At 53.7% G+C, this 24,747-nt stretch carries 24 protein-coding genes; 7 read left to right on the top strand and 17 right to left on the bottom strand.

Annotated elements, in window-relative coordinates; all coding sequences use genetic code 11:
• The first annotated feature begins 20 nt into the window (after positions 1–20).
• The 3 genes from EoCCA6_RS01315 (at position 21) to EoCCA6_RS01305 (ending at position 2,109) form a co-directional block, all read left to right on the top strand.
• Positions 21–1,016 carry a DUF2891 domain-containing protein gene (locus tag EoCCA6_RS01315; protein WP_152081117.1) on the top strand — a complete coding sequence of 332 codons (996 nt, stop codon included), beginning with the start codon at positions 21–23 and terminating at the stop codon, positions 1,014–1,016.
• A gap of 181 nt (positions 1,017–1,197) precedes the next feature.
• The gene (locus EoCCA6_RS01310; RefSeq protein ID WP_152081116.1) at positions 1,198–1,491 is read left to right on the top strand and encodes a helix-turn-helix domain-containing protein; all 294 of its coding nucleotides are present in this window, start codon (positions 1,198–1,200) and stop codon (positions 1,489–1,491) included.
• A gap of 312 nt (positions 1,492–1,803) precedes the next feature.
• Entirely contained in the window at positions 1,804–2,109 is a 306-nt protein-coding gene (locus tag EoCCA6_RS01305; RefSeq protein WP_232623267.1) for a hypothetical protein, read from the top strand.
• A 136-nt stretch (positions 2,110–2,245) separates the two neighbouring features.
• Here the strand turns inward: EoCCA6_RS01305 and EoCCA6_RS01300 are convergent, their stop codons facing one another.
• The gene (locus EoCCA6_RS01300; RefSeq protein WP_152081114.1) at positions 2,246–3,538 is read right to left on the bottom strand and encodes a glycoside hydrolase family 28 protein; all 1,293 of its coding nucleotides are present in this window, start codon (positions 3,536–3,538) and stop codon (positions 2,246–2,248) included.
• Between the two features lie 177 nt (positions 3,539–3,715).
• Between EoCCA6_RS01300 and tam the strand changes: the two genes are divergently transcribed.
• On the top strand, positions 3,716–4,474 hold the full coding sequence (gene tam / locus EoCCA6_RS01295; RefSeq protein WP_152081113.1) for a trans-aconitate 2-methyltransferase: 759 nt from the start codon (positions 3,716–3,718) through the stop codon (positions 4,472–4,474).
• 8 nt (positions 4,475–4,482) lie between these two features.
• Here the strand turns inward: tam and EoCCA6_RS01290 are convergent, their stop codons facing one another.
• The 5 genes from EoCCA6_RS01290 to EoCCA6_RS01270 form a co-directional block, all read right to left on the bottom strand.
• Complete coding sequence (locus EoCCA6_RS01290; protein WP_152081112.1) at positions 4,483–5,673, bottom strand: cytochrome c biogenesis protein/redoxin; 1,191 nt, start codon at positions 5,671–5,673, stop codon at positions 4,483–4,485.
• 136 nt (positions 5,674–5,809) lie between these two features.
• Positions 5,810–7,108, bottom strand: a complete 1,299-nt coding sequence (locus EoCCA6_RS01285) for an ATP-binding protein (RefSeq protein ID WP_152081111.1) — start codon at positions 7,106–7,108, stop codon at positions 5,810–5,812.
• Entirely contained in the window at positions 7,105–7,845 is a 741-nt protein-coding gene (locus EoCCA6_RS01280; protein ID WP_152081110.1) for a response regulator, read from the bottom strand. The genes EoCCA6_RS01285 and EoCCA6_RS01280 overlap by 4 nt, the downstream gene beginning before the upstream one ends.
• Before the next feature lie 44 nt (positions 7,846–7,889).
• Entirely contained in the window at positions 7,890–8,885 is a 996-nt protein-coding gene (locus tag EoCCA6_RS01275; RefSeq protein WP_152081109.1) for an alpha/beta fold hydrolase, read from the bottom strand.
• A gap of 145 nt (positions 8,886–9,030) precedes the next feature.
• The gene (locus EoCCA6_RS01270; RefSeq protein ID WP_152081108.1) at positions 9,031–9,471 is read right to left on the bottom strand and encodes a GNAT family N-acetyltransferase; all 441 of its coding nucleotides are present in this window, start codon (positions 9,469–9,471) and stop codon (positions 9,031–9,033) included.
• 116 nt (positions 9,472–9,587) lie between these two features.
• Between EoCCA6_RS01270 and EoCCA6_RS01265 the strand changes: the two genes are divergently transcribed.
• Positions 9,588–10,136 carry a GNAT family N-acetyltransferase gene (locus EoCCA6_RS01265; protein WP_152081107.1) on the top strand — a complete coding sequence of 183 codons (549 nt, stop codon included), beginning with the start codon at positions 9,588–9,590 and terminating at the stop codon, positions 10,134–10,136.
• On the opposite strand, the gene EoCCA6_RS01260 is transcribed toward EoCCA6_RS01265, so the two are convergent.
• The 10 genes from EoCCA6_RS01260 to sad form a co-directional block, all read right to left on the bottom strand.
• Positions 10,124–11,038 (bottom strand): bestrophin family protein, encoded by a 915-nt coding sequence (locus EoCCA6_RS01260; protein ID WP_152081106.1) that lies wholly within the window; start codon positions 11,036–11,038, stop codon positions 10,124–10,126. The genes EoCCA6_RS01265 and EoCCA6_RS01260 overlap by 13 nt on opposite strands.
• 200 nt (positions 11,039–11,238) lie before the next feature.
• Positions 11,239–12,690, bottom strand: a complete 1,452-nt coding sequence (locus tag EoCCA6_RS01255; RefSeq protein WP_152081105.1) for a tagaturonate reductase — start codon at positions 12,688–12,690, stop codon at positions 11,239–11,241.
• Positions 12,691–12,807: 117 nt separating this feature from the next.
• Entirely contained in the window at positions 12,808–13,335 is a 528-nt protein-coding gene (locus EoCCA6_RS01250) for a GNAT family N-acetyltransferase (RefSeq protein WP_152081104.1), read from the bottom strand.
• 81 nt (positions 13,336–13,416) lie between these two features.
• Complete coding sequence (locus EoCCA6_RS01245; protein WP_152081103.1) at positions 13,417–14,382, bottom strand: sensor domain-containing diguanylate cyclase; 966 nt, start codon at positions 14,380–14,382, stop codon at positions 13,417–13,419.
• Positions 14,383–14,434: 52 nt separating this feature from the next.
• Positions 14,435–15,427 carry a sensor domain-containing diguanylate cyclase gene (locus EoCCA6_RS01240; RefSeq protein WP_152084377.1) on the bottom strand — a complete coding sequence of 331 codons (993 nt, stop codon included), beginning with the start codon at positions 15,425–15,427 and terminating at the stop codon, positions 14,435–14,437.
• Between the two features lie 190 nt (positions 15,428–15,617).
• A complete protein-coding gene (locus tag EoCCA6_RS01235) occupies positions 15,618–17,057 on the bottom strand; it encodes a GGDEF domain-containing protein (RefSeq protein WP_152081102.1) in 1,440 nt (479 codons plus the stop codon).
• A 114-nt stretch (positions 17,058–17,171) separates the two neighbouring features.
• Positions 17,172–17,528, bottom strand: coding sequence for a DUF4186 domain-containing protein (locus EoCCA6_RS01230; protein ID WP_152081101.1), 357 nt, complete (start codon positions 17,526–17,528; stop codon positions 17,172–17,174).
• Positions 17,528–18,430 carry a glutaminase B gene (gene glsB / locus EoCCA6_RS01225; protein WP_225903377.1) on the bottom strand — a complete coding sequence of 301 codons (903 nt, stop codon included), beginning with the start codon at positions 18,428–18,430 and terminating at the stop codon, positions 17,528–17,530. Before glsB ends, EoCCA6_RS01230 begins: the two co-directional genes overlap by 1 nt.
• An 86-nt stretch (positions 18,431–18,516) precedes the next feature.
• Entirely contained in the window at positions 18,517–20,106 is a 1,590-nt protein-coding gene (locus EoCCA6_RS01220) for a methyl-accepting chemotaxis protein (RefSeq protein ID WP_152081099.1), read from the bottom strand.
• Positions 20,107–20,214: 108 nt separating this feature from the next.
• Positions 20,215–21,594, bottom strand: a complete 1,380-nt coding sequence (sad, locus tag EoCCA6_RS01215; RefSeq protein ID WP_152081098.1) for a succinate-semialdehyde dehydrogenase — start codon at positions 21,592–21,594, stop codon at positions 20,215–20,217.
• A 99-nt stretch (positions 21,595–21,693) separates the two neighbouring features.
• Between sad and ptrR the strand changes: the two genes are divergently transcribed.
• Positions 21,694–22,572, top strand: a complete 879-nt coding sequence (gene ptrR / locus EoCCA6_RS01210) for a putrescine utilization regulator PtrR (protein ID WP_152081097.1) — start codon at positions 21,694–21,696, stop codon at positions 22,570–22,572.
• A 3-nt stretch (positions 22,573–22,575) separates the two neighbouring features.
• Here the strand turns inward: ptrR and EoCCA6_RS01205 are convergent, their stop codons facing one another.
• Positions 22,576–23,367 (bottom strand): PhzF family phenazine biosynthesis protein, encoded by a 792-nt coding sequence (locus EoCCA6_RS01205; RefSeq protein WP_152081096.1) that lies wholly within the window; start codon positions 23,365–23,367, stop codon positions 22,576–22,578.
• Between the two features lie 176 nt (positions 23,368–23,543).
• On the opposite strand from EoCCA6_RS01205, the gene EoCCA6_RS01200 reads away from it, so the two are divergent.
• Positions 23,544–24,740: a sugar transporter gene (locus EoCCA6_RS01200; protein ID WP_152081095.1), complete on the top strand. Its 1,197-nt coding sequence runs from the start codon at positions 23,544–23,546 to the stop codon at positions 24,738–24,740.
• Positions 24,741–24,747: the final 7 nt, after the last annotated feature.

Raw genomic sequence — 24,747 nt, 5'->3', positions numbered from 1 at the left:
CAACGACTTAAGGAGCTGATATGGAATTAACGCAACATCAGGCTGACGCTTTTGCCCGGATGCCTTTGACCTATTTGCGACAGGAATACCCGAACCACATTATGCATTTGCTTAATGACGATGGTGATGTGTTGCCACCGCGGGAACTGCATCCTGTTTTTTATGGCTGTTTTGACTGGCACTCGGCGGTACACGGTTACTGGCTGCTGTTGCGCTGCGTTCGCCTTTATCCTGAACTGCCGTGCCGGGAAGAGATAACCACACTGTTTAATGAACACATGACGGAAGAGAAGGTTGCGCGGGAGCTGGCGTATTTTAACGCGCCGTACCGCGCCTCCTTTGAGCGTCCGTATGGGTACGGCTGGCTGCTGGCGCTGGCTCAGGAGCTGAAGCAGTCATCGTTGCCGCAGGCTGAGCGCTGGTATCAGACGCTGCAGCCCTTAACGCAGGATATTCGTAACCGGCTGGTTGATTATCTCAGCAAGCTGACTTATCCAATTCGGGTCGGTACGCATTACAACACCGCATTCGCGCTGGCGTTGGGGCTGGATTATGCCCGCGAGGTAAATGACAACACTCTGGAGCAATCCATTCTGGCAGCAGCGAACCGGTTTTATCTCGCGGACACTCATTATCCTGCACATTATGAACCCGGTGGAGATGAGTACATTTCCGGTGCGCTCACCGAAGCGTTGTTGATGAGTAAGGTGGCGGAAGATTTCCCGGCATGGTTTGATCAGTTCCTTCCTGAGGTAGGGGCAGTGAACGCTCTTATGGAACCGGCGGAAGTGAGCGATCGGACAGACCCGAAAATTGCACACCTGGACGGATTAAACCTGAGTCGCGCCTGGTGTATGAAGCATATTGCTCAGGCGCTGCCTGCGAACCATGCACAGCAAAGGGCGCTGAAGGATTCTGTGGCGCGGCATCTGTCTGCAAGCGTGGAGCACGTGGTGGGAAGCCATTACAGCGGCGGGCACTGGCTGGCCAGTTTTGCGTTGCTGGCGCTGGAGTGATGGAAGGAGGGTGCAGTATTTACGATGCTGCACCTGCTATAATTCCTTTCTAACAACTTAAAGGTTGTTAAGCAATAAATACAACCTTTAAGCTGTAATGTTGATAAAACAGCCTATAGGGTGTATTTTATGAAAACAGCCTATAAGTTGTATGAGAGTCCATTACAGCGGCCATCTTATTATGAATAATGTTTACCCATTGAAAACGCTCAACCAGCTGCGTCCATTACTCCTTGGTTTTCGCAAGGCGAATGGTCTGACGCAAAAAGACGTGTCCGAAAGGTTAGGTGTTACTCAGCAGAATTACGCTCGCCTGGAGGCCAATCCTGCCAGTGCGAGCATTGAGCGCCTGTTTAAGGTGTTTTCCGTCCTTGGTGTCGAAATCAGCTTTTCCTCTTCGACCATCACATCAGAGAAGACGCAGACGGAAGAAAACCCAGAGTTAAATTCACCTGCGCGACTGGAGAAATGGTAACGATATGAGCCGGAAACAGCAGCGTTTTATTACCAGATTTACTGAATACAAAGACGGCACTGGATCAAGCATAGGGAGATGACCGGCCTCAGTAAACAACAGTAGAGGCGATGAGCTTCAGGTGCTCGTTTTAAACGTAAGAGTATGGTGCGGATATCTCGTTGTTTAACCCAGAGAATGCAGTATGACTGAAATGAGAGTACACAAATGGCAGTTTTAGCAATCATCGCAGTTATCGCCCTGGGCGGGTACGCATACGGATTTATTAAAGCCCGCGAACTGAGCGTATTACGTAAGGAAATGAAGTTATACATGGATCGTATGGAGGCGGCAGAACTGGACTTGCACGCAATCCGCAGCGTAGCGGAGCACCGATTACACGGCGCGGGTAAACAGTTTGCCGAACTTTATAGCCGCCTCGACGGTGCAACCGTGACGCTGACCACCGAAGATCAACTGTTGCTGGCAATGATGCCGTCTCATATCCAGGATGTAGAGGACATCGTAAACGAGCGCGGCCCTAAGACTATTAACGGGCGTCCATTCTGGGAAGTTGAGCCAAGCCCGCACGACTATGAATATGGTCCTCAATATCCGTTTTTCCCAGGCCAGAGCTAATAGGGATCAAGATGAGTGAACCAAGAAGAAGTTTGTCGGTGACGGTGTGTGCGGCATCGATCTTATTTAACATAATATACATTATGCGCACTAACGTATATGTACGAGAAAACCAGCCTTTACCTGTATCATTTCCCTAACGTTCATAACTGTCGTTCTTGTCATCAGTGATGGCCGCGGCATTCACCTTGACGTCGTTAAACATCAATCCGTCAACGCCGGAAATTTTGCCGAACTCACAGGCGTCGATCTCAATGGATGTCAGCGATAACTCAGAAATCGGTCGCTCAGGATACCCTTCAATAAAAAACGCGCGGGAAAATGGTTTTTCAGTCGAACGACGCGCTGTAATGTTTTCTATTGTCAGACGACTGACATGCGTCAGACCCGCGTTGCCTTCCACACCTTCGGCGAGCTTGCGCCAGTGCTCAGGTTTATCCGTCAGGTTGCTTTTATCGCCATAGCTGTACTGCGGGAACCAGTTTAGCTGAATCAGTACGGGAAAACGTACGTCCAGGAGCTGTAAATCTCTGACCGTAATATCACGAATAAACCCTCCCCGATTACGGGCCGATTTGATACGGAACCCTACACCCGTGCCGTTGAAACGGTTATGTTCAATCAGCACATTTTCAATCCCCCCAGATGTTTCGCTGCCCAGCGTAATACCGGAACCTTTGTTCAGCGTGCAGCCGCGAATAACAATATTTCTGGCAGTACGCGCTTTTTGCGCCGCCTCAAGCCCACGGCCTGCTTTAATGCAAATATTGTCGTCATTGCAGGAAACCACACAACGTTCAACCTGTACCTGCTCGCAGGAGTCGATATCAATTCCGTCCGTGCTTGGGCCCGCTGAGTTACTGATCTTAACGCTTTCAACCGTAACATTATGCGAATAACAGAGATGCAGATTCCAGAAACCAGACTCACGGCTGGTGAAATCCTGTAGCATAATATGCTGGCTTTCATAAACAAGAATATTGCGTGGTCGCTGACAGTCATAATCTACGACCCAGCGCAGTCCTCTGGCGCTGTAATCGCCTGCCATGCCGCTCTGTTCATCCTCACCCCAGAACCGCTGCCACCAGAATTTCCCCTGCCCGTCTAGCGCTCCCGTTCCGGTGATGCTGACATCGTCACAGTTAATGATGTTTATTATCCCTGCGGGCCAGCGCATATCGATGCCAGCGACACGGGTATCAATGAGCGGATAATCATCCAGGTTTTGACTGCCAATAAGCTCTGCACCGGCTTCAAGCTGCAATGTGATGCCGCTTTTCAGGAAAAATGCGCCAGTAAGGAAACGCCCGGCGGGTATCACAACCGTATCATTGTGCTGCGCTTCAGCGATAGCCTGCTGAATAGCAGCGGTTGAAATGCGTTTACCGGTTGGATCTGCGCCTGCCGCAAGGATTGAAATGCTTTTCATGAGTTGTCCTTATCCTGATGAAAAATATCAGTATAAGAATCTGCAACAAAGATAACCTTTGTCTCAAAGCCAGCCACACCGTTACGCTGGCAAAATTACGGTCATTGCACTGACGACACCAGTACCGATGTCTGCCTGTGCTATCCTTGCTGAATAATGCAAAACGGAGATGCAAATATGGCCGACTGGAATCCCTCGCTTTATCTGCAATACAGCGCAGAGCGTACACGCCCTGCCGCAGAGTTACTTGCTCGGGTCACACTTGATGACGTCACGTCCATCGTTGATCTGGGTTGTGGACCAGGAAACAGCACCGCGTTGCTGAAACATCGCTGGCCATCAGCACAGATTACCGGCGTGGATAATTCGCCGGCCATGCTGGAAGAAGCGCGCAGAGCCTTGCCAGATTGCCAGTTTGTGGAAGCGGATATCCGTCATTACAAGCCAAATCAACCGCTCAGCCTGATCTACGCAAACGCCTCGCTGCAGTGGATTCCAGACCATTACGATCTCCTGCCGCATCTTGTTTCGTTGCTGCAGTTGAACGGCGTGCTGGCAATTCAAATGCCTGATAACTGGCTTGAACCGACGCATGTATCAATGCGTGAAGTGGCATACGAACAAGGTTACCCGGATCGTGGACGTGAACCACTACCTGGCGTTCATGCCTGCTACGATATTCTGACGGAGGCAGGTTGCGATGTTGATATCTGGCGGACAACCTACTACCACAAGATGAGTTCGCATCAGGCGATAATCGACTGGGTTAGTGCGACCGGCTTGCGCCCATGGTTACAGGAGTTAAATGAGAGTGAGCAAAAACGTTTTCTGGAACGGTATCGCGAACTGCTGGAAGAGCAGTATCCGCTCCAGGAGAACGGGCAGATACTGCTGGCATTTCCTCGACTGTTTATCGTCGCAAAACGTGAGCCGTGAGACGCTGATCAGGAACGCGCGTCTTTAAGTAATTGCCGGATAACCTGCTCCTGTTTGTCGTAGTTTCCTTCGCCTGCCGAGATGTATCGCAGCTCTCCACTGGCATCAAAAATGTAATGTGCAGGCCAGTACTGGTTTCCAAATCTGTTCCAGATTTGATAGTTGTTATCCGTGACGACTCGGTACGGGAGTTGCCATTTGTTTACTGCATTTTTTACAGACGTTATTGGTTTTTCCCACGGGTATTCTGGCGTGTGAACGCCTATTACCACCAGGCCCTGCCCCTGGTATTTATTCGCCCAGTCGCGAACATACGGGAGCGTATGCTGGCAATTGATGCAGTCCCACGTCCAGAAATCAACAAGAACAACGTTACCCCTTAAGGACTCAGGCGTGACAGGGTCACCATTGATCCACCCTGTTCCACCGCTGAACGAAGGGAGTTTGTTACTTGAAACGGGCTCAATGACCGGTTGTCGTTTCATCGGTGTGGTGGCGGGTTTCGCCAGCGTCAGCAGTATCGTTTCCAGGCGGTCAGTCACGCCGTTAGCCCCTTTTAATTGTGGGTTCACCCCCACGGCATTGAATACAACCGCCGTCAACATCACCACTCCCGCTACTGTGCGTACTCTTTCCATCAGCGCCGATCGTGCGCGTAGCGGTGCCAGCAATTTGCGCCCTCCTGCAACCAGAATACCCAGCATGAAAGCACAACCACCGCCGTACGCAGCCAGCAGTGCACCGGTTGTAATGGCTGAATGTCCGGTAATATTGATGCTGAAGATAGCGCCGAGAATAGGCCCGGCGCACGGTGACCAGAGCAATCCAACCGCCAGCCCGGCCAGAAAAGCGGACAGCATGCCCCGCGTCTGGCGGCTTCGGTCATTAAGGATGTTACCGGCACCGACCGCAGGCCCGGCAAGGCGTTGTGCAAACTGAGGAAAAATCAGGGCCAGAGCCGCTACCGCAAGTATGGAAAGCGCAATCCAGCGGCCTGTAAGGGTCGCGTTTACGATCCATTCGCTGGAAGCAGTGACAACCAGAGCCACAAAGGTAAACATGACAATCATGCCAGCCAGGAGTGCCAGAATATGACGCCGTTGTCCGTGGAAACCCGCAAAAAGCAGTGGGATAACGGGGAGTGTGCATGGGCTAAGCAGGCTAATCATCCCCCCTAAAAAAGCAATTATCAGAAACATAATGACCTCACATGACAGATTTTCTGCGAAGCTGCAGTGAGGTTATTTCAGCGTGCGGATATGTTCAGGATATGTGCAAACAGGCTGGTTTTGTCTGCTTAGGTATCCTCGCGGCGCAGGATACAAAACCGTACAATTACTGGCGTGGCAGCGTGATGCTAACATCCAGGCCGCCTGTCGTGCGGTTCGTCAGGCGCAGCGTGCCGTTGAGCTGCGCCGTCAGCTGTGCGGCAATCGCCAGGCCTAATCCGGTTCCTCCGGTCTCCCGGTTACGTGAGGTTTCTATCCGGTAAAATGGCTGTAATACCGCGTCACGTTCCGCGTCAGGGATACCGGGCCCACCATCCATAATATGAATGACAATCTCTCCGGCATGGGTATCATCAATCTCAACAAGGGCGTACTCACCAAACTTAAGGGCATTATCCAGCAGATTTGTCATTACCCGGCGCAACGCCTGCGGCCGCGTGACAATCGGCAAGCGTGTATCCCCCGCATGAAATTGCACGTTTTTACCGATGTCCTGGTAATCACTGACCATACTGTTGATCCAGGCGTTCAGCTCCATTTTTAGTGCGGTCTCTTCCAGCGATTCTGCCGATCGGGCATACGCAATTCCCTCGCGGACCAGACGCGACATGTTATCCAGATCGTTTAGCAATTTGTCACGCAGTTCAGGCTGCTCCGCCATTTCAACGCGAAGTTTCATGCGCGTGATCGGGGTCTGGAGATCGTGAGAAATCGATGCGAGTATCCGGGCGCGTTCCCGCAAATAGGACTGAATACGCGACTGCATCGCATTGAATGCGTGCGCGGCTCTGCGCACTTCTACGGGACCTTGCTCGGCCATCGGTGTGTTTGCCGCCGGGTCGAGAGCATCCACCGCACGGGTAAACTGCGAGAATGGCCGCACCACCTGGCGCACGGCGATCCATGAACAGAGTGCGACCAGTAATAATTGCAATACCAGCACGACAGGCAGCCAGCGGGCAACTGGCGGCATACGCGGGATCAGATCGATGGTGAGTGGTGCGCCGTCGCTCAGCGTAAGATGCGCCTGAATGTGGGATGTCGGCCCAAGAATGGCCGTAAAACTGAGCGGATATTTCGCTGAGAGCGTCTCCTTTAAGGTACGGATAGCATCTTGCGAGCGCCTGTCCTGGGGCGCGCCACCCGATGCTCCAGGACCAAGAATATAACGATAATTGCCCCGATCAAGCCGCCAGATCCACCCTGCCCGCTCGCTGGCCGGAAGCCTGTCGAGAATAGCGACGCTTGTGGCAACGTCATATTCCAGATTGCCCAGCATGACGGTGCGCGCGCTGCGCATTCGCTCATACATTACCAGCGTCAGGCTGAGTGAATTGGCCAGCAAAAGCCCGAGAAGTACGATGATCAGCAGCCGGGCCAGAAGCGATCGCGGCCAAAGCGTCATTCATTCGCCTCTTTGATGGTCACCGGCATGGTAAAGACATAACCTTCGCTGCGCACGGTTTTGATATAAACAGGCGTCCGGGCATCTTCATTCAGGCGCTGGCGCACCCGGCTTACCAGCAGATCTATCGAACGTTCGAAAAGTTCGGCATCCCGCCCCTGAGTCAGGTTCAGCAACTGGTCGCGCGTCAGAACGCGCTGCGGGTGATTCAGAAACACGCGCAGCAGGCGGTATTCTGCGCCACTCAGGGCCACAATCATGCCTTCACTGTCAACCAACTGACGCGCAACGGTATCCAGTTGCCATTCCCCAAATTCAACCAGTCGCCCTGCCTCGGTCACCTGCAGATTGGGCGGCATAGTGCGAAACCGGCGCAAAATGGCTTTGATGCGTGCCAGCAATTCGCGAGCCACAAATGGCTTCACGACGTAGTCATCCGCCCCCATCTCCAGCCCCAGAACCCGATCGGTATCGTCGTTACGCGCCGTCAACATCAGGATCGGCAGATCTTTATGTTTGCTACTGCGCAGCTGGCGGCACAGCGTCAGCCCGTCATCACCGGGCATCATTACGTCAAGCACCACCAGGTCGATATGCTGTTTATCAAGCACCACGCGCATCTCTTTGCCGTTAGCCGCACCGGAGGCGTAGTAACCAGATTTCACAAGATAATCAACAATCAGTTCACGAATATCCCTGTCGTCGTCGACGACAAGGATGTGATCAATATGCTCCACCGAAGGCTCCTGAATGAAGGGTAACGGATTGAAAATAGCACATTTCAGAGCTTATCCGCGTCGACTACCGCTTTAACAAAGTCCTGGGGATCTTCCTGCGGTGGATTGTGTCCTATCGTTGGCCCGAAGGTACGGTGTTCATATTTTCCTGTAAATTTACTGGCGTAGGACTGCGGTGCCGGATGTGGAGCACCATTGTTACCCCCTTCAATGGTGATGGCTGGAACAGTGATATCGGGTAATGTCGCCAGTTTCTGCTCATAGATATCGTATTTGCGCTCCCCTTTTTCCAGCCCTAAACGCCAGCGGTAATTGCTGAGTGTCACCGCTACATGATCCGGGTTATCAAGGGATTTGGCACTGGCGTTGAAGGTCGCATCGCTAAATTTCCAGTCAGGCGATGCCTGTGACCAGATTAAGCGGGCGAAGTCATGCGTATTTTGGGCATAACCCTGAGCGCCGCGTTCCGTGGCAAAATAGAACTGATACCACCATTGCAGTTCCGCCTTTGGCGGCAACGGCTGTTTACCAATCGCCTGGCTACCGATCAGATAACCGCTGACCGATACCAGCGATTTCACACGCTCCGGCCACAGCACCGCGATGATATCAGCTGTGCGAGCCCCCCAGTCATAACCCGCAAACACCGCTCGTTTGATGTTGAGAGCATCCATCAGGTTCACGATGTCTTTCGCCAGGGCTGAAGGCTGGCCATTACGCGGCGTGTTGTCGGAAATAAACCGTGTGGTGCCGTACCCGCGCAGTGAAGGCACAATGACGCGGTAGCCTTTAGCGGCCAGTGCTGGTGCGACCTCGGCGTAACTGTGAATATCGTAAGGCCAGCCATGCAACAGGATCACGGGTTGACCCTCTTTCGGGCCGATATCGACGTAACCGACGTTCAGATCCCCCGCATTAATCTGGTGTACCTGGTTAAACGCAGCAGAATAATCTTTACCCGTTACTTCTGCCTGGCAGAACAAGACGGTGCCAAGAGATGCGGTTAACGCCAGGGTTGAACAAATGAGTTTGCTAAACATGTTGGTATCTCCGGTTGAGTACAATTCACGGGGATATAACAACACCTTTTTGTATAGCGGATATGTGCGAAAGACGGTTATTTGCAAGCCTGTGTATGTATCTCAGGCACGGATACAGTGTGATACAAACACAGGCGATTAAGCATTACAGGGAAAGGCGGTAGCGAACGTAATCGTCAGCTTCGCCAAACTGGTCATACAGTTTACGCGCCGGATTATTTTGCCGGGTGACCCAATAAAGTTTTGACCACCCTTCGCGTTTCCCTTCGGCCATCAGGGCATTAATCAACGCCTTTCCGGCCCCGATGCCACGGACAGAGGCATCCACAAAGAGGTCTTCCAGATAACAGATCGGCGCTGTTGACCAGGTCCCTTCATGCAAAATACAGAGCGCAAAACCAATAACGTGACCGTCCATTTCTGCGACCCGACAAAACATTGGCGAGCCCGGATTGAGCGCCCTTTCCCAGGTAAATGCCGTGACGGATTCATCCAGTTCACAGTCATAAAACTGCGTATAGCCATCCCAGAGGGGTCGCCACCGGGAATAATCGTCTTCGTGTAAGGCTCTAACCGTTACCGCCATTGTGTCCTCGGAAAATTTCAGTAGTAAATGATTTACAGCAAGCCGGAATAGATTGTGGTAATCATGAAAATAGCAGAAGGCAAACAAAAGCATAACGCTTAAAAAAGGAGATCCAGATGTCGATGCCCACACTTTTAACGGAACGCTTAGTGTTAAAACCGCTGGTTGCCGAAGATGCTGTCCAGATCCAGCAACGCTTTCCCCGCTGGGAGGTTGTGCGCTATATGGTCGCTTCCGTCCCCTGGCCCTACCCGGATAACGGCGCAGAATATTATGTTAACAAGGTTGCGCTGCCGGATATGGCAAAGGGCATCGCCTGGTTCTGGAGTATTCGCCGCCAGGCGGCACCGGAGGAATTAATGGGGATCATCTGCCTGTATGACGTCGAAGATAATAACCGCGGATTTTGGCTGGCCCCGGAGTTTCAGGGGCAAGGTTATATGCGCGAAGCCAGCATGGCAGCAACGGACTACTGGTTTAATACGCTGAACAAAACGGTACTGCGCGCTCCGAAAGCGGCAGCCAACAGCCGCTCTCAACGGATCTCAGAAAGTAGCGGCATGCGGCTTATCAGAACGGAAAAGAAAGAATATGTTAGTGGACTACTGGATTCCGGGCTGTGGGAGATCACCCGCGATGAGTGGAATGCCCGTTACGTCAGTTGATAATGCTTGTCCGGCATAATGCGTTCGGGTATCGCGTCTTCATCGTTCATCTGCAACAGATCGCGTTCCATCATGTTGCAGATGGCGTCCAGCGGCAGGTCGTTATCTTCCGTACCAAACGGATCTTCCAGCTCTTCTGCCAGCGTATCCAGCGAGATAAAGGTGTATGAAATCAGCGCCGAGACGAACGGAGTCATATAGTGCAGATCCACAACCAGCGCGAACGGCAGCATGATACAGAACAGATATACGGTGCGATGCAAAATCAGCGTATAAGCAAACGGAACCGGTGTATTGGCGATACGCTCACAGCCGGCCAGAACAATTGACATATCGTTCAGGCGGTTATTCAGGCTGTGGAACAGGATATCGGACAACTGCCCTTCCCGACGTCTTACCGCCAGCCATTCTCCCATAATCAGCAAGATACGATTGGCCGGTGAGTTCGCGTTCATCACATCGCGCAAATGTGTTGCTGACAGATAACCGGAAAGCTGCTCTGCCTGTGGCTGACGGCGGAGCGTCATTCGCAGGCAATGTGCGAAAGCAATTTGCAAGCGAACAAATTCCCCAAGCTGCGGATCGTCAGGCAAGGTGTTTTTTACCTCGCGAAACAGCGAGCGTGCCGCTATCATCAGTTGCCCCCACAGCTGGCGAGCTTCAACGTAGCGTGAATAGCAGGCGTTGTTTCGAAACCCCAGGAAGATGGCGATGGCTACCCCCAGAATACTGAACGGTGCCACGGTAAACCTGACGCCCAGCGAGGTATACCACGGCAGCATCAGGATGACGGCAATTGAAAGCAGGAAGTTAAGCAGCAATCGGGTATAGATTTTTGGCAGTACAGAGCCGTGCCAGACAAAAATCAGTTGTAGCCAGTGCTGTTGAGGACGAACAATCATAGTCAGCTTCAGGAAAGGAAAGTGCGCGGCTATTAAACGTGATCGTGCTCACGGTTGCAAGCATGTTAATGGAACATTGCATTTTCTACCCTGAACAGACAAAAACCGCACGGTGCTGCATTTTTTAAAAACAGAGAAAATAGTATGTTGTAACTAATTAATGTGACATTAAAACCCGGCTGACGCCGGGCGTTAAACGTTTAGCAAAGCGGTTTGACCGCTGCTCGCATTCCCTGGTGCAGAATTGCATCCAGATCCCGCGTAACATGTTCTACCAATCCGCTAACCTGAGTGAGATCATACTCCCAGTGCTCGCTGACGCTCAGAACCGCGTTAACCAGTTCGCTCGTGCTGATCTGCTTATCATTGTGCTGTGTCCAGAGTTGCTGGTAGCGCTCCAGCCAGTGTGCATCGTCCTGTACCGGGTAGCTTTCACCGTTACGTTCCGCACGGTAGAAGGCGATCAGCGCCGCCAGTGCAAAGGTCAGGCGTGGAGGCAGTTTGCCGGTGGTCTTCTGCCCCGCTAGCAGTTGCGGCAGGATACGCGTGCGGTATTTGGTCATCCCGTTCAGCGCAATCGACAGTAACTGATGCTTGATGTACGGGTTACGGAAACGCCCGGTCACCGCGCTGGCAAAGGATTCCAGTTCATCACGTGGCAGATCCAGCACCGGAATAATTTCCTCATAGATCGCCTTTTCAACGAATGCGCAAACTTCCGCATCGTTCATCGCCTCACCTACCGTATCCAGCCCGGCCTGGAATGCCACAGGCACCAGTGCCGTATGCGCACCGTTCAGGATCGCGACTTTACGCTCTTTGTACGGTTTAATGTCATCAACAATCAGCACGTTCAGCGGTAATTTATCCAGGCGCAGTTCACTGGCGAGCGTTTTGGGCCCCTGAATCACAAACAGGTAGAAGTGTTCAGCGGTATCCAGGAAACCATCGTGATAACCGAGTTCCGCTTCCAGCGCGGACACTTCATCGCGCGGATAGCCAGTTACGATACGGTCAACCAGCGTGGAACAGAAGCTGTTGGCATCATCCAGCCACTGAATAAATGCCGCCGGTAACGCCCACTCCTGCGCATAACGCAGCACCAGCTCGCGCAGCGCATCACCGTTATAGTCAATCAGTTCACATGGAATGATGATCCAGCCTTTATCCGTAGCGCCATTGAAATGGCTGAAGCGCTCAAACAGCAGCCGCGTCAGTTTCGCCGGATAGCTAACCGCAGGCGCATCATCAAACTTATCACCCGCGTGGTAGCTGATCCCCGCTTCTGTCGTGTTTGAAAAGACAAAACGCATATCCGGATTATGAGCCAGCTTCAGAAACTCATCGTACTGGCTGTAGACGCTGATCTCACGGTTAACCGAGCGGATAACACGGGCATCGCTGACGGCCTCGCCCTTCTCATTCAGACCACGAATAATAGTGGTGTACAGCCCGTCCTGAGTGCTCAGTGACGGGGGGAAGTCGCTTTGAATCGGGCGCACAATGACCACGCCAGCGTTGAGATCGGTATGTTCGTTTAACAGGTCGATTTGCCAGTCAACGAACGCACGTAAAAAGTTGCCTTCACCAAACTGAATGATACGTTCAGGGTAGATCGCACCGGGGAAATCACGACGGTTGAGTGTGTTCACGTTGGGGTCCTTTTATGATTAGTCATACAGCCTGATAAGATTGGTGTGATAACTTACCAAAACTTTACGACCGGGAACCCTGTTTTGATCAATTCATGACGCAATTGTGAAAAATAATCACAAGAACTTATAAAAGACCGATGTCCCATTCATCTCGCCGTCTGGCATTAGAGCGTAACGCGGGATCTCTCCCACTTTTTGCCAGCCTGCACGCTGGTAAAAGGTTTCCGCTCCGCTCCCGGTGGAGGTATCCAGTACCAGCACTGTGCGCCCTTTTTCGCGAGCCACGGCTTCAAGTGCCTCCATCAGGGCCATCGCTGCCCCTTTACGACGGGCTTTTTCGTGAACCAGCAGCTTTGCCACATCTGCGCGGTGGGGCTGATTTTCCGGCTGATCCGTTATCAACTGTACCGTACCGATAACCCCCTGCTGATTATCGATACAGGCCAGTACGGTACGTTCGTTTCGCCCGACGCTTTCAGCAACACCGAGCCAGAATGAGCGGGCTTTTTCATGGCTGAAAGGCAGCATAAAGCTGACGGATGCACCGCCGTTCACACAGTTAAAGAGAATGTCGGTCAGAGCAGAAAGATGGGAGAGTATCTCTTCCCGCGAGAGGGTTTTGATGTGCAGTGGGGAGGTCATTATTGCTCCTTTTGATGAATTCCCCACTTTGCTATTTACATTCTCGTAACGCAATAGCGTCGGACATAGGTTTTTGTTATGTCAGCGTCTGGCCTGGCGCTGCTGTTTCATGGCATACATTTTCTCATCAGCCGTTTTCAACCACCGCTGCATATCATTGCTGGTGTGATCGAATTCACTCAGCCCCCACGAAAAGTGTAAAGACCACGGGTGCTGCTTACCGGCGTTATAGTTTTCTACCTGCTCGGCAAGATACTGCATTGCTATCCAGGCCCCCTGCTCATCCGTATCGGCAAACAGCACCGCGAACTCATCCCCGCCAAAGCGGGCTAAAAGGTCGGCCTCACGGAAGGAGGTACGCATCAGGGTTGCCATCGCCTTCAGTGCGTTGTCGCCTTCATCATGCCCATAGCGGTCGTTAATCTGTTTAAAGCGATCCAGATCCAGCCAGCCCAGAGTTAATGGCTCTGCCCGTCGTCTGGCCACAGAAAGCACAAACGGAACAAACTGATTAAAACCGCGACGATTGTACAGGCCCGTCAGTTCGTCTGTCGTCGCCGCACTCACTGCCGCGAATTCGCCCTCAACCAGAGCACTCAGATCGCTTAATACGGCGAGATCGGCCGCTGAAAATTCACGGGGAGCGTAATCAATAAGGCAGAGCGAACCAACATTTACCCCGCCACGCAAGCGCAGCGGAAACCCTGCGTAAAAGCGAACGCCGGGCTCACCGGCCACCAGCGGATTATCCGTGAAGCGAACATCCCGAAGCATATCTGGCACCACCAGCGGCGCGTCGCTCAGAATGGTATGACTGCAAAATGAGATATCGCGGGGAATGCTTGCAGGAGCCTCTCCGTCAGCCGATTTGACGATAAGCGAATGTTCATCGATCAGGTTAACCATCGCCAGGGGCACGTTAAAAAAGCGTTTAGCCAGCCGCGTCAGCCGGTCAAACGCCGGAGAGGTGTCGAGTTCCAGCAGGCCGGATTCACGCAAAGCGTTCAGACGATCCGTTTCATTAACAGGGATGGCGGGTATTTTCATAACGTCTCCTGACGCTTTTACGTTATTAAAAGCGTAGCTTACAGCGACATTATCAGTGGGCGAAAATTCTGTTCTTACCCTCACGCTTGGCCTGGTAAAGGGCATTATCGGCTGCCTGCAGCCAGTCGGTCACGCTGTCCATGTCGCGCGTGGCGCAGGCTATACCGATACTGAGCGTACAATGCACGGCCTCCTGAGCGACATCTTTCATCACCGCAGCGGCATCCATAATACGGGTAGCCACGATATGGGCTTCATCAAGGGTGGTATTCGGCAGCAGGATCACGAACTCATCGCCGCCCAGACGCGCTGGCGTATCCGTAGGCCGTGTCGCCAGATGCAGGATCTGCGATACCGTAGCCAGCAACGCATCCCCTACCTTATGGCCAAAACGGTCGTTAACCTCTTTAAAATTGTCGATATCAATAAACATCAACGCGGACTCACGGCAGGACTGGCGAAGTTTATTCAGCTCGTGATCGATACGCTTTTCAAGCAGGCGTCGATTGGCAATATCGAGCAACGGGTCCATCATGGCGATCCGCTCAAGCTCCCGGCTCTTGATCCGAAGACGCCGCGCAATACTGTCCGTGAGCACGCTAAGGGCAATCATGTAGATCGCAATCAGGGGCAACGTGGCAAACAGCGTTCGCGGCGAGACGATCAGGTCTACAGCCATCCCCTGTGTTAGCCAGCTCACCAGAAAAACCGCCAGCATCAGAACCGCCGCCTTCCTCATCAGCGGAAGTCCTCCCGCTGAGAGCCTGTCTGCGAGCAGAATCGTGGCAATCACCACAGATGGCAGCGGATTCACCGCCATCATGGCGATCCAGAATCCCCCGGCTCCGGCATCAAGGAGCAGGTTTTGCTGTTCCGTGACCAGAGGAACCGGTGATTGACGCGCGCGATACCAGGCAACAGTGGGCCAGATAAAAGCATTCATCCCCAGCAATACCATAAGCCAGACTGAACGTTGGTGCTCGGCCAGCACGGACAGCACGGGGAAAAAACAGAGCAGCGTACCGAGAATACGCATCAGATACATACGTTTGACAAACCGACTGCCGGGTACGCGGGGCGTGGAGCTGAGTTTGTCAGTGGCATTCATGCTAAGATTTTTCCGATATATTTCTTGCGGTAATCTTATTGAGCTTAAAAATACGTAGCAAGCAATTTATCCGCTAATCATTCAGACGCATACCGCATTCTGACTGAACGGATGACATTTTCGCCCACTACGCCCCCCGCTCCGGTTCGGCGACGATCAGATCCGCCGACAACCGCGCACTGGTACGATTTCGGCCTGCTTTTTTCGAACGATAGAGATAATCGTCTGCCTCAGCCATGAGCCTGTTAAAGACCTCTGTTAACTCCCAGGACTCCGATTTTCCGCTCCCCAGCCCGATACTGACCGTTAAGTACAAGGTTTGCTGCCGCCAGGTAAACGGATGATTTGCTATGGAGAGCCTGATACGTTCAGCCAGGGTAAAACCGTGTTGCGCATCGCCGGAGTTCACGACCACCGCAAATTCTTCACCCCCCATACGCGCCACCAGCCCATCCTCACCCACGACCTGCTGCACTTTCTGCGCAAAAGACGCCAACACACGGTCGCCACACTCGTGGCCGTAGTTGTCGTTGATACTCTTGAAATAATCAATATCCAGCAGCATAACCGTCAGAAAGCGTGAGTGCCGGTGCGCCCCTTCATGTTTGAGTGCTTCGTACAGACCGGAGCGCGAATAGACATGCGTCAGAAAGTCGTAATCCGCCCGCAATGAGACCTGCCGGATAAGCGAGTTAATGGCTGCCACGCTCACGGAAACCATTACCGGGCAAATCGCCATCGTCGCAATCCCGAGGCGCGCCGAGAACATCATCGGTGTCGACAGCGGCGCGTCGACCGCAATATCAATAACAGAGTTAGCAACCAGTATGATCTCTGCCGCTCCGGTAACAAATGTCAACAAACAGGTTGCTGGCAGGGAATACCGTACAGCACACCAGATAAGCGCGGGCAACGGAAAGGCCAGGCTCCCCGCTCCGCCAATGATGACCGACGCCGCAACAGAAACGATCAACGCCAGCACCGGCAGGAGCTGCTCAGGACGGAACCGGATAAAGCGTTCCGGTATTTTCACCGTAAGTATGCACGGCACAATCAACACACCTGTCGAGAACTGCTCACTAAACCAGTCGGCAAAGAGCGGCCAGAACGTCAGGCTGTCTATCCCGTCCGAGCCTGTCGCCCCCAGGAGTGCACACAGCAAGGCGGCAACCAGGCAATAATTAAACAGCCGCAGCGCGTTGATCGGTTCCTGCGTAGCCCTCATTAACCGCTTATCACGCAGCACCAGCAGCGCCACGGTAGCAATAAAGACCATATTCGATGCATTGATCACCAGAGAAGCCATTCCCCAGTTAGTGGTTACCGCATCGTACATCAGCATGGCGACGTAAGAGACCGTGTAATAGCGAAGGCGGTTAAGGTACAGATAACGGGAAAATACGCCCGCCATGACCCCGTTCAGCGGCCAGAAAAGAGATAATGCTTCCACCAGACGCAACTCTGCACCGATAAAATAGAACAATGTGGTGAGGAGAAAGATACCCACCGCATTGCGTAGCGGGCTTTCTGGTCGAAAAAGTGTGAACGAAGCGATAGCAGAACGCATGAAATATCGATCCATATAATCACTTATGGCACGTATTTGCGGCCATTAGCATGAATGGAAATAATTTAGCATGCATCTATAACACATACACAACACGATCATAACCTGCCAGTTTCAGGCGTTCATCTGTAACACCAGCCAGTGATGGATCACGCTGACAATGTAGTGCTGCTGTTGCGCAGTGAGTGGCTCCCCCTGCGGGATATTGTGCCATTTTGCCAGACAGCCCCGACAACAGGTGGCGGTAGCGTGCTGCGCGATAAATACCGGATGTCCGCGCATCGGCGTTTGCTTTCCATCCCTGGCAGGATGTGCCGGGGCCAGCCGCTTAGAAACAAAATCTGCGGCATGTTGATCGATGGTGTCGGCCCCTTTGTCCCAGCAGTATTGCCGCTCTTTCGGCCCTAAGCGAAAACGGGAACGAAAGGTTGAACGTGACAAACGAATAAATAACGGCTCCAGCGTTGACATCAGTAGACCGACCGCCCCAGGCGTTGTGTCAGTTGCTCCAGCACTGCCACACCGGCAAGTGAATTTCCCGTCTCATCCAGTTCCGGGCTCCAGACGGCTATCGCCATCTCGTGCGGTACAATCGCCACGACGCCCCCGCCAACGCCCGACTTGGCTGGCAAACCAACACGCCACGCGAACTCTCCGGCGTTCTGATACATCCCGCTGGTCGCCATCAGGGCGTTAATCTGGCGAGCCTGCATCGGGGAAACCACATCTTCAGAGAGATGCGGCGCGTGGCCCTGGTGAGCGAGGAACAAAAACGTTTGGGCCAGCTCAACGCAGTTCATCTTCAGCGCACAGTAGTGAAAGTAGTTTTGCAGAACGGTGGCAACATCGTTATGAAAATTGCCAAACGATTTCATCAGCCAGGCAATTGCCGCGTTACGGGCGGAGTGTTCAAACTCAGAGCGTGCCACAACCGGATCATAGGCGATATCCTGCACACCGGAAAGCTGGCGCACAATTTCAAGCATACGTTGACGAGGCGCACTGAGGCGGCTTTGCAGCATATCGCACACCACCAGCGCCCCGGCGTTGATAAAGGGGTTACGCGGTTTACCCTGTTCAATTTCAAGCTGCAGGAGAGAGTTAAACGGCTGGCCGGACGGATCTTTACCCACGCGCTGCCAGATTTCATCTTCATCATACTGACGCATGGCCGCCACCAGGCTCAGCACTTTTGAAATTGACTGAATCGAGAAGCGCTCACGGGCATCACCGGCTTGATAGCGCTGGCCGTCTACCGTACAAATGGCGATGCCCAGCTTATTACCGCTGACCGACGCCAGCGCCGGAATATAGTCGGCAACCTTACCCTGCCCCAGTAACGGACGAACCTGCGCCAGAATCTCGTCCAGCATCTCATTATGGATGACCGCAGCCACACTTTGCTCCTTGCCCTCAGGCTAAAACGGGCTGCGAGTATAACAGACGCTGATATGTCGCGTCAGGCAGGGAGACGAAAACGCGAAACGGCGTGCAGCAAAAGATCGGACTCCTGCTGCAGACGCTCGGAGGCTTGTGACGCATCAGTGACCAGCGCGTCAGTCTGGCGTGACACCTGGTTCAGCGCCTGAAGCTGGCGGGTCATCTGGTGAATGCTCTCCCCCTGGCTCAGCGTGGCGGTCGAGATATCATTCAGCAGGCTGCTTAAATTCGCCACCAGCCCGGTCACCTGCTGGAGGTTATCTTCGAGGCGCGTCACGGCTTTCGAACCATCTTCAATGCCCTGCAAGGAGTGGTTGATCAGCTCCTGAATGGTTTGGGTTGAGTGGCTGCTCTTTCTGGCAAGCAGCCCAACCTCTCTGGCAACCACCGCAAAGCCGCGGCCCTGCTCCCCCGCATGCGCCGCTTCAATGGCTGCGTTGAGAGCCAGTATATTGGTCTGAAACGCCACGCTGTCGATCATCGCGACGATCCCTCGCATCTCAGAAGATCGGTCAACGATCGCCTGCATGGATTCATTGACGGTCGACATCATGTGATCGCCACCTGCTGCGGCCTGCCTCGCCTCATCCGCGCGCGTACTGGCAAGCCTCGCATAGCCGGTATTGCCTTCGACGTGTGTCTCCAGCACAGCAATATGTGACGTGACATCTTCCAGTTCCTTCGCCTGACGAGCCGACTGCTGATACAGCTTCTGATTGCCCTGTGCCAGCGATCCAATATTTTCAACCATTGAGGTAGTGGCATCACTGACCTGCATCACCAGCTGCTGCAGGCCCGTTTGCAGGGTGACAACGCTGTCGCTGAGTTGCCCAATTTCGCGGTTAAAGCGCATTACGCCAGGCGGTGTGCCCGACAAATCCCCCGCAGCCAGCAGGTTGATGTGTGCGATCAACCGACGCAGCGGTGTAATGACCCACTTTGCCATCCCGAACCAGACGACAATCGCTATCGCCAGCAGCACAACCGGCGCAAGCAGGAACAGCGTTTGCAGCCCTGAAAGCTGCTCCATCAGCGCCTGCCGTCCCTGTACTGCCTGTTTCTCGCTTACCTGCTGATAGCGAGCATAGTTATCGTTAAAATCAGTCTGGAACGCCTGGGCGGGCACCGCGAAAAAGGCATCAATTGAGTTAGTTTTGATAAGCCCTTCGGCCTGCTCTTTAATGGCTCCATAGAATAGCTGGTAACTGTTTATCAACGCTTCGTCCTTCGGCGGATTAAGTGCAAGCCAGGCATTCCATGCCTGCTGAGACGCCTCCAGCGATTTTTGCGCCTCGTCCATCAGGCTGTGCCAGCTTCCTTCTGAGCCGGTCTCTTTATCCTGCATAAACCAAACGCCCGAACGGTTAAGCAGATCGCTTGCCGCCAGCAGAGAGACGCGCGCCAGATCCAGCTTTCCCTGCTGCTGATATGCCAGCTGATTGTGCTGCTCGTTGCGCTGGGCCTCTTTGAGAGAAGCGGTTAACAGAAAGGATGAGGAGAGTTGCAGTGCGGAGAAAAGCCCAATAATACAAAAGATACCGGCCAGCAGACCAAACTGACGTGGGATGATGCGCTGCGCAATACGGCGTAAAATTTGCGTTAGGTTCATAATTTTCTTCTGTAACAATGCGTTAGACGCGATGGAGTCTACGAGAGAAAAATGACAGAACCATTGCAAAAACGTGACAAAGGCCTTCGCAATGAAGGCCCTTTTTCGTTAAACGCGATCTTTCCATACCGTCTGCACATTACAGAATTCGTGCAAACCAAAGTGTGAAAGCTCACGGCCAAACCCGCTTTTCTTCACGCCGCCAAAGGCAACACGCGCATCACTGGCGCTGTAACCGTTAATAAACACGCCGCCACACTCCAGCTCGCGTGAGAATAATGCCGCCAGCGCACTGTTGGCGGTAAAGACGGTCGCAGACAAACCGAAATCACTGTCGTTAGCCAGTTGCAGCGCGTGTTCGGCATCTTTTGCAACCGTGATGGCCGCGACAGGGCCAAACAGCTCCTGACGAAACGCCGTCATTTCCGGCGCGACGTTCCCCAGTACCGTTGGCGCGTAGTAATTCCCCTCGCCGGCGATTTTCTCTCCGCCCAGCAGCAATGTTGCACCTTCTGACAGTGTCGCCTGTACCTGCTGGTGCAACTCATCACGCAGGTCAAAACGCGCCATCGGGCCGATATCGCTCTCTTCTTTATCCGGCGCGCCGACCTTCAGCGCAGAGGCGGCATCGATAAAGCGTTGGGTAAAGGCATCGGCAATGCCCGCTTCAACGATAAAACGCTTCGCCGCTGCGCAAACCTGCCCGGTATTCTGGTAACGTCCGGCCACTGCGGCTTTTACAGCCAGATCCAGATCGGCATCATTCAGGACGATAAACGGATCGGAGCCTCCCAGTTCAAGCACGCATTTTTTCAGCGCCGCCCCCGCCTGTGCTCCTATTGCCGCACCGGCACGCACGCTCCCGGTCACGGTGATGGCAGCGATACGACGATCGTTAATCGCCTGGCTCACACCGTCGTTAGTGGCATTGACCCAGCCAAAAACACCCTGAGGAAAACGGGCGTCGGCAAAAATACGGGCAATGAGTTCGGCTGAGCCCAGCACGTTAGGCGCATGCTTGAGCAGATAGCTGTTCCCCGCCAGCAGGATCGGCACTGCACCACGCAGTACCTGCCAGAGCGGGAAATTCCACGGCATCACCGCCAGAACAGGCCCCAGTGGGCGGTACTCAATTACCGCATTCTGGTTTTCCACCTGCGTCGGTTCGGCACGCAGCATTGCCGGGCCGTGTTCGGCATACCAGTCACACAGACTGGCCGATTTCGTCACCTCCGCGCGCGCCTGCAAAATGGGTTTTCCCATTTCGCGGGACATCATCTGGGCCATCTCTTCCGCCCGGTTACGCAGCGCCACACCGAGATCGCGCAGCTTCTGAGCGCGGTGGGACACGCTCTCACGCCGCCACTGACGGAAACCGGCGTCCGCCTGCGCGATAGCCTGTTCAACCTCTTCGGCGGTCGCCCACGGATAAGACGCCAGCGTTTCGCCGGTCGCCGGGTTTACAGATGTAGCAACTGACTGAGTCATAATATTCTCCACGCAATAACAGTTGCTTCAGTGTGGCTCACTCTGCTATTTCTTAAAAATGAATAATAATGACCACCTTATTCACAAAACGAGAATGGCATGGACTTAACTCAGCTTGAAATGTTTAACGCCGTTGCGCAGACCGGCAGCATCACCCAGGCGGCGCAGAAAGTGCATCGCGTTCCGTCAAACCTCACGACCCGCATCCGCCAGCTGGAGGCGGATCTCGGCGTAGAGCTGTTTATTCGTGAAAATCAGCGTTTGCGGCTATCGCCAGCCGGACATAACTTTCTGCGCTACAGTAAGCAGATCCTGGCGCTGGTTGACGAGGCGCGGATGGTTGTCGCCGGTGATGAACCCCAGGGATTGTTTGCCCTCGGCGCGCTGGAGAGCACCGCCGCTGTGCGCATCCCCGAAAGCCTGGCCTTATTTAACCAGCGCTATCCCCGTATTCAGTTTGCCCTCTCTACCGGCCCCTCAGGAACGATGATCGACGGCGTGCTGGAGGGAACGTTAAGTGCCGCATTTGTCGACGGGCCGTTATCGCACCCTGAACTGGACGGCATGCCGGTCTACCGGGAAGAGATGATGCTGGTAGCGCCTGCTGGACACCGTGAAGTCTCCCGCGCAACGCAGGTAAGCGGCAGCGATGTGTATGCCTTTCGCGCTAACTGCTCCTATCGTCGACATCTGGAAAGCTGGTTTCATGCAGACAGAGCAACACCGGGGCGCATTCATGAGATGGAGTCGTATCACGGGATGCTCGCCTGCGTGATCGCAGGGGCAGGCATTGCGCTGATGCCCCGCTCAATGCTGGAAAGTATGCCAGGACATCATCAGGTTGAGGCGTGGCCGCTGGCGGAGAACTGGCGCTGGCTTACCACCTGGCTGGTGTGGCGTCGCGGCGCGATGACCCGCCAGCTCGAAGCCTTTATCGCGCTGCTGAACGAACGTCAGGCACCTGCGCCTTCTGCATAACGATTAGCGCATATAGATTTTACCCTTCAGGTACAGCGAGGCCTGGCCGCCAATCAGTACGCGGTCACCGGTTAACTCACAGCGCAAGTCACCCCCTCGCGCCGACACCTGACGGGCTTTCATCTGCGTTTTCCCTAGTTTTTTGCTCCAGTACGGAATCAGCATGCTGTGGGTTGACCCTGTGACCGGGTCCTCCGGCACGCCTTCGCCAGGACAGAAGAAGCGGCTGACAAAATCGTCGTGTTCGCCCGGTGCCGTTACGCAGACCATTTTCCCCAGCGGGATCATGGCGGCAATATCCGGCGTTAAGGCTTCCACCTGCTGCTGGTTCTCCAGCACCACCATATAATCGCGCCCGACGCGCACCTCTGCTGCACCGTCAATGCCCAGTGAACTGAAAAGCAAGGCCGGTGGCGTGTCGACCACTTCCGTCGCCCAGGCCGGGAAGTTTAGCGTCAGCCAGTCGCCGTTGCGTTTCACCGTCAGGTTGCCCACGAATCGCGTCGAAAAGGTAATTTCCGTATGAGGATAATCAAGGTATTCAAAAATGACGTGGGATGCCGCCAGCGTCGCATGGCCGCACAGATTTATTTCATATTGCGTGGTGAACCAGCGCAGCGCAAAGCCCTCGTCGGTGCGGACGAAAAACGCCGTTTCAGACTGATTATGCTGCTGCGCCATCCTGAGTAGTGTCTCATCCGGTAACCACTCTTCCAGCGGGCATACCGCCGCCGCGTTACCGCCGAACGCCTCGTTGCTAAAAGCATCGACCAGATAAAAATCAATCTCCTGCATTCTGTTACCGCCTGTTTTTATTGTGTTGGTCTTTATATTCGATGAAAACAACCGCGTCCGCTACCGTTGTGATAAGGTAAATATTGGGATCTGAGTCACATAATGGTTGAGTTTTCGCCGTTTAAAGCCTTAAGATCGGCCTCTCATCTTTTATCCAACGAATCCCAGACATCCCTATGACAATAAACACTGTTTCCCGCAAGGTCGCGTGGCTACGTGTGGTCACGCTTGCTGTTGCCGCGTTTATTTTTAATACCACAGAATTTGTGCCCGTTGGGCTGTTGTCTGACATCGCAAAGAGTTTCCAGATGGAGACGGCTCAGGTGGGCATTATGCTGACCATCTACGCGTGGGTCGTGGCGCTGATGTCGCTGCCGTTTATGCTACTGACCAGCCAGATGGAGCGGCGAAAACTGTTGATTGGCCTGTTCGTGGTGTTTATCGCCAGCCATGTGTTGTCGTTTATGGCCTGGAACTTTACCGTGCTGGTCATTAGCCGTGTGGGGATCGCATTTGCGCATGCCGTGTTCTGGTCGATCACCGCGTCGCTCGCCATTCGTCTCGCCCCTGCGGGCAAACGCGCTCAGGCGCTGAGCCTGATTGCGACCGGAACGGCGCTGGCGATGGTGCTGGGTCTGCCGATTGGCCGCATCGTCGGGCAATACTTCGGCTGGCGCACCACCTTCTTCGCTATCGGTATGGGCGCGCTAATCACACTGGTTTGCCTGATTAAATTGCTGCCAAAACTGCCAAGTGAACATTCCGGTTCGCTGAAAAGCCTGCCGCTGCTGGTTCGCCGTCCGGCGCTGATGAGCATCTATCTGCTGACCGTGATTGTCGTGACCGCGCATTACACGGCGTATAGCTATATTGAGCCGTTTGTACAGGTTGTTGCCGGTTTTAGCGCTAACTTTGCCACCGTCCTGCTGCTGATTTTAGGCGGCGCGGGCATTATTGGCAGCATCCTCTTCGGTAAACTCGGCAATCAGCATGCTTCGGTGCTGGTAAGCGGTGCCATCGGCCTGCTGCTGGTGTGTCTGGTATTACTGATGCCCGCAGCGGGCAGTGAAAGTCATCTGGCGATCCTCAGCATCTTCTGGGGCATAGCGATCATGATTATCGGGCTTGGTATGCAGGTAAAAGTGCTGGCCCTGGCCCCGGATGCCACCGACGTGGCGATGTCGCTATTCTCAGGCATTTTTAATCTGGGTATTGGCGCGGGTGCGCTGGTGGGCAATCAGATCAGCCTTCATGTATCGATGTCGGCGATTGGCTACCTGGGGGCGATTCCGGCACTCGTGGCGCTTATCTGGTCGGTACTGATTTTCCGTAAATGGCCGGTAGCGATGGAAGAACAGGTGCATCACGGGTGAGTGTTTT

Origin of the sequence: Enterobacter oligotrophicus (assembly GCF_009176645.1) — a bacterium.
Classification (GTDB): Bacteria; Pseudomonadota; Gammaproteobacteria; order Enterobacterales; family Enterobacteriaceae; genus Enterobacter; species Enterobacter oligotrophicus.
Note: the sequence above shows the minus strand (reverse complement) of the source record. Positions and strands in the feature narration are given on the sequence as shown.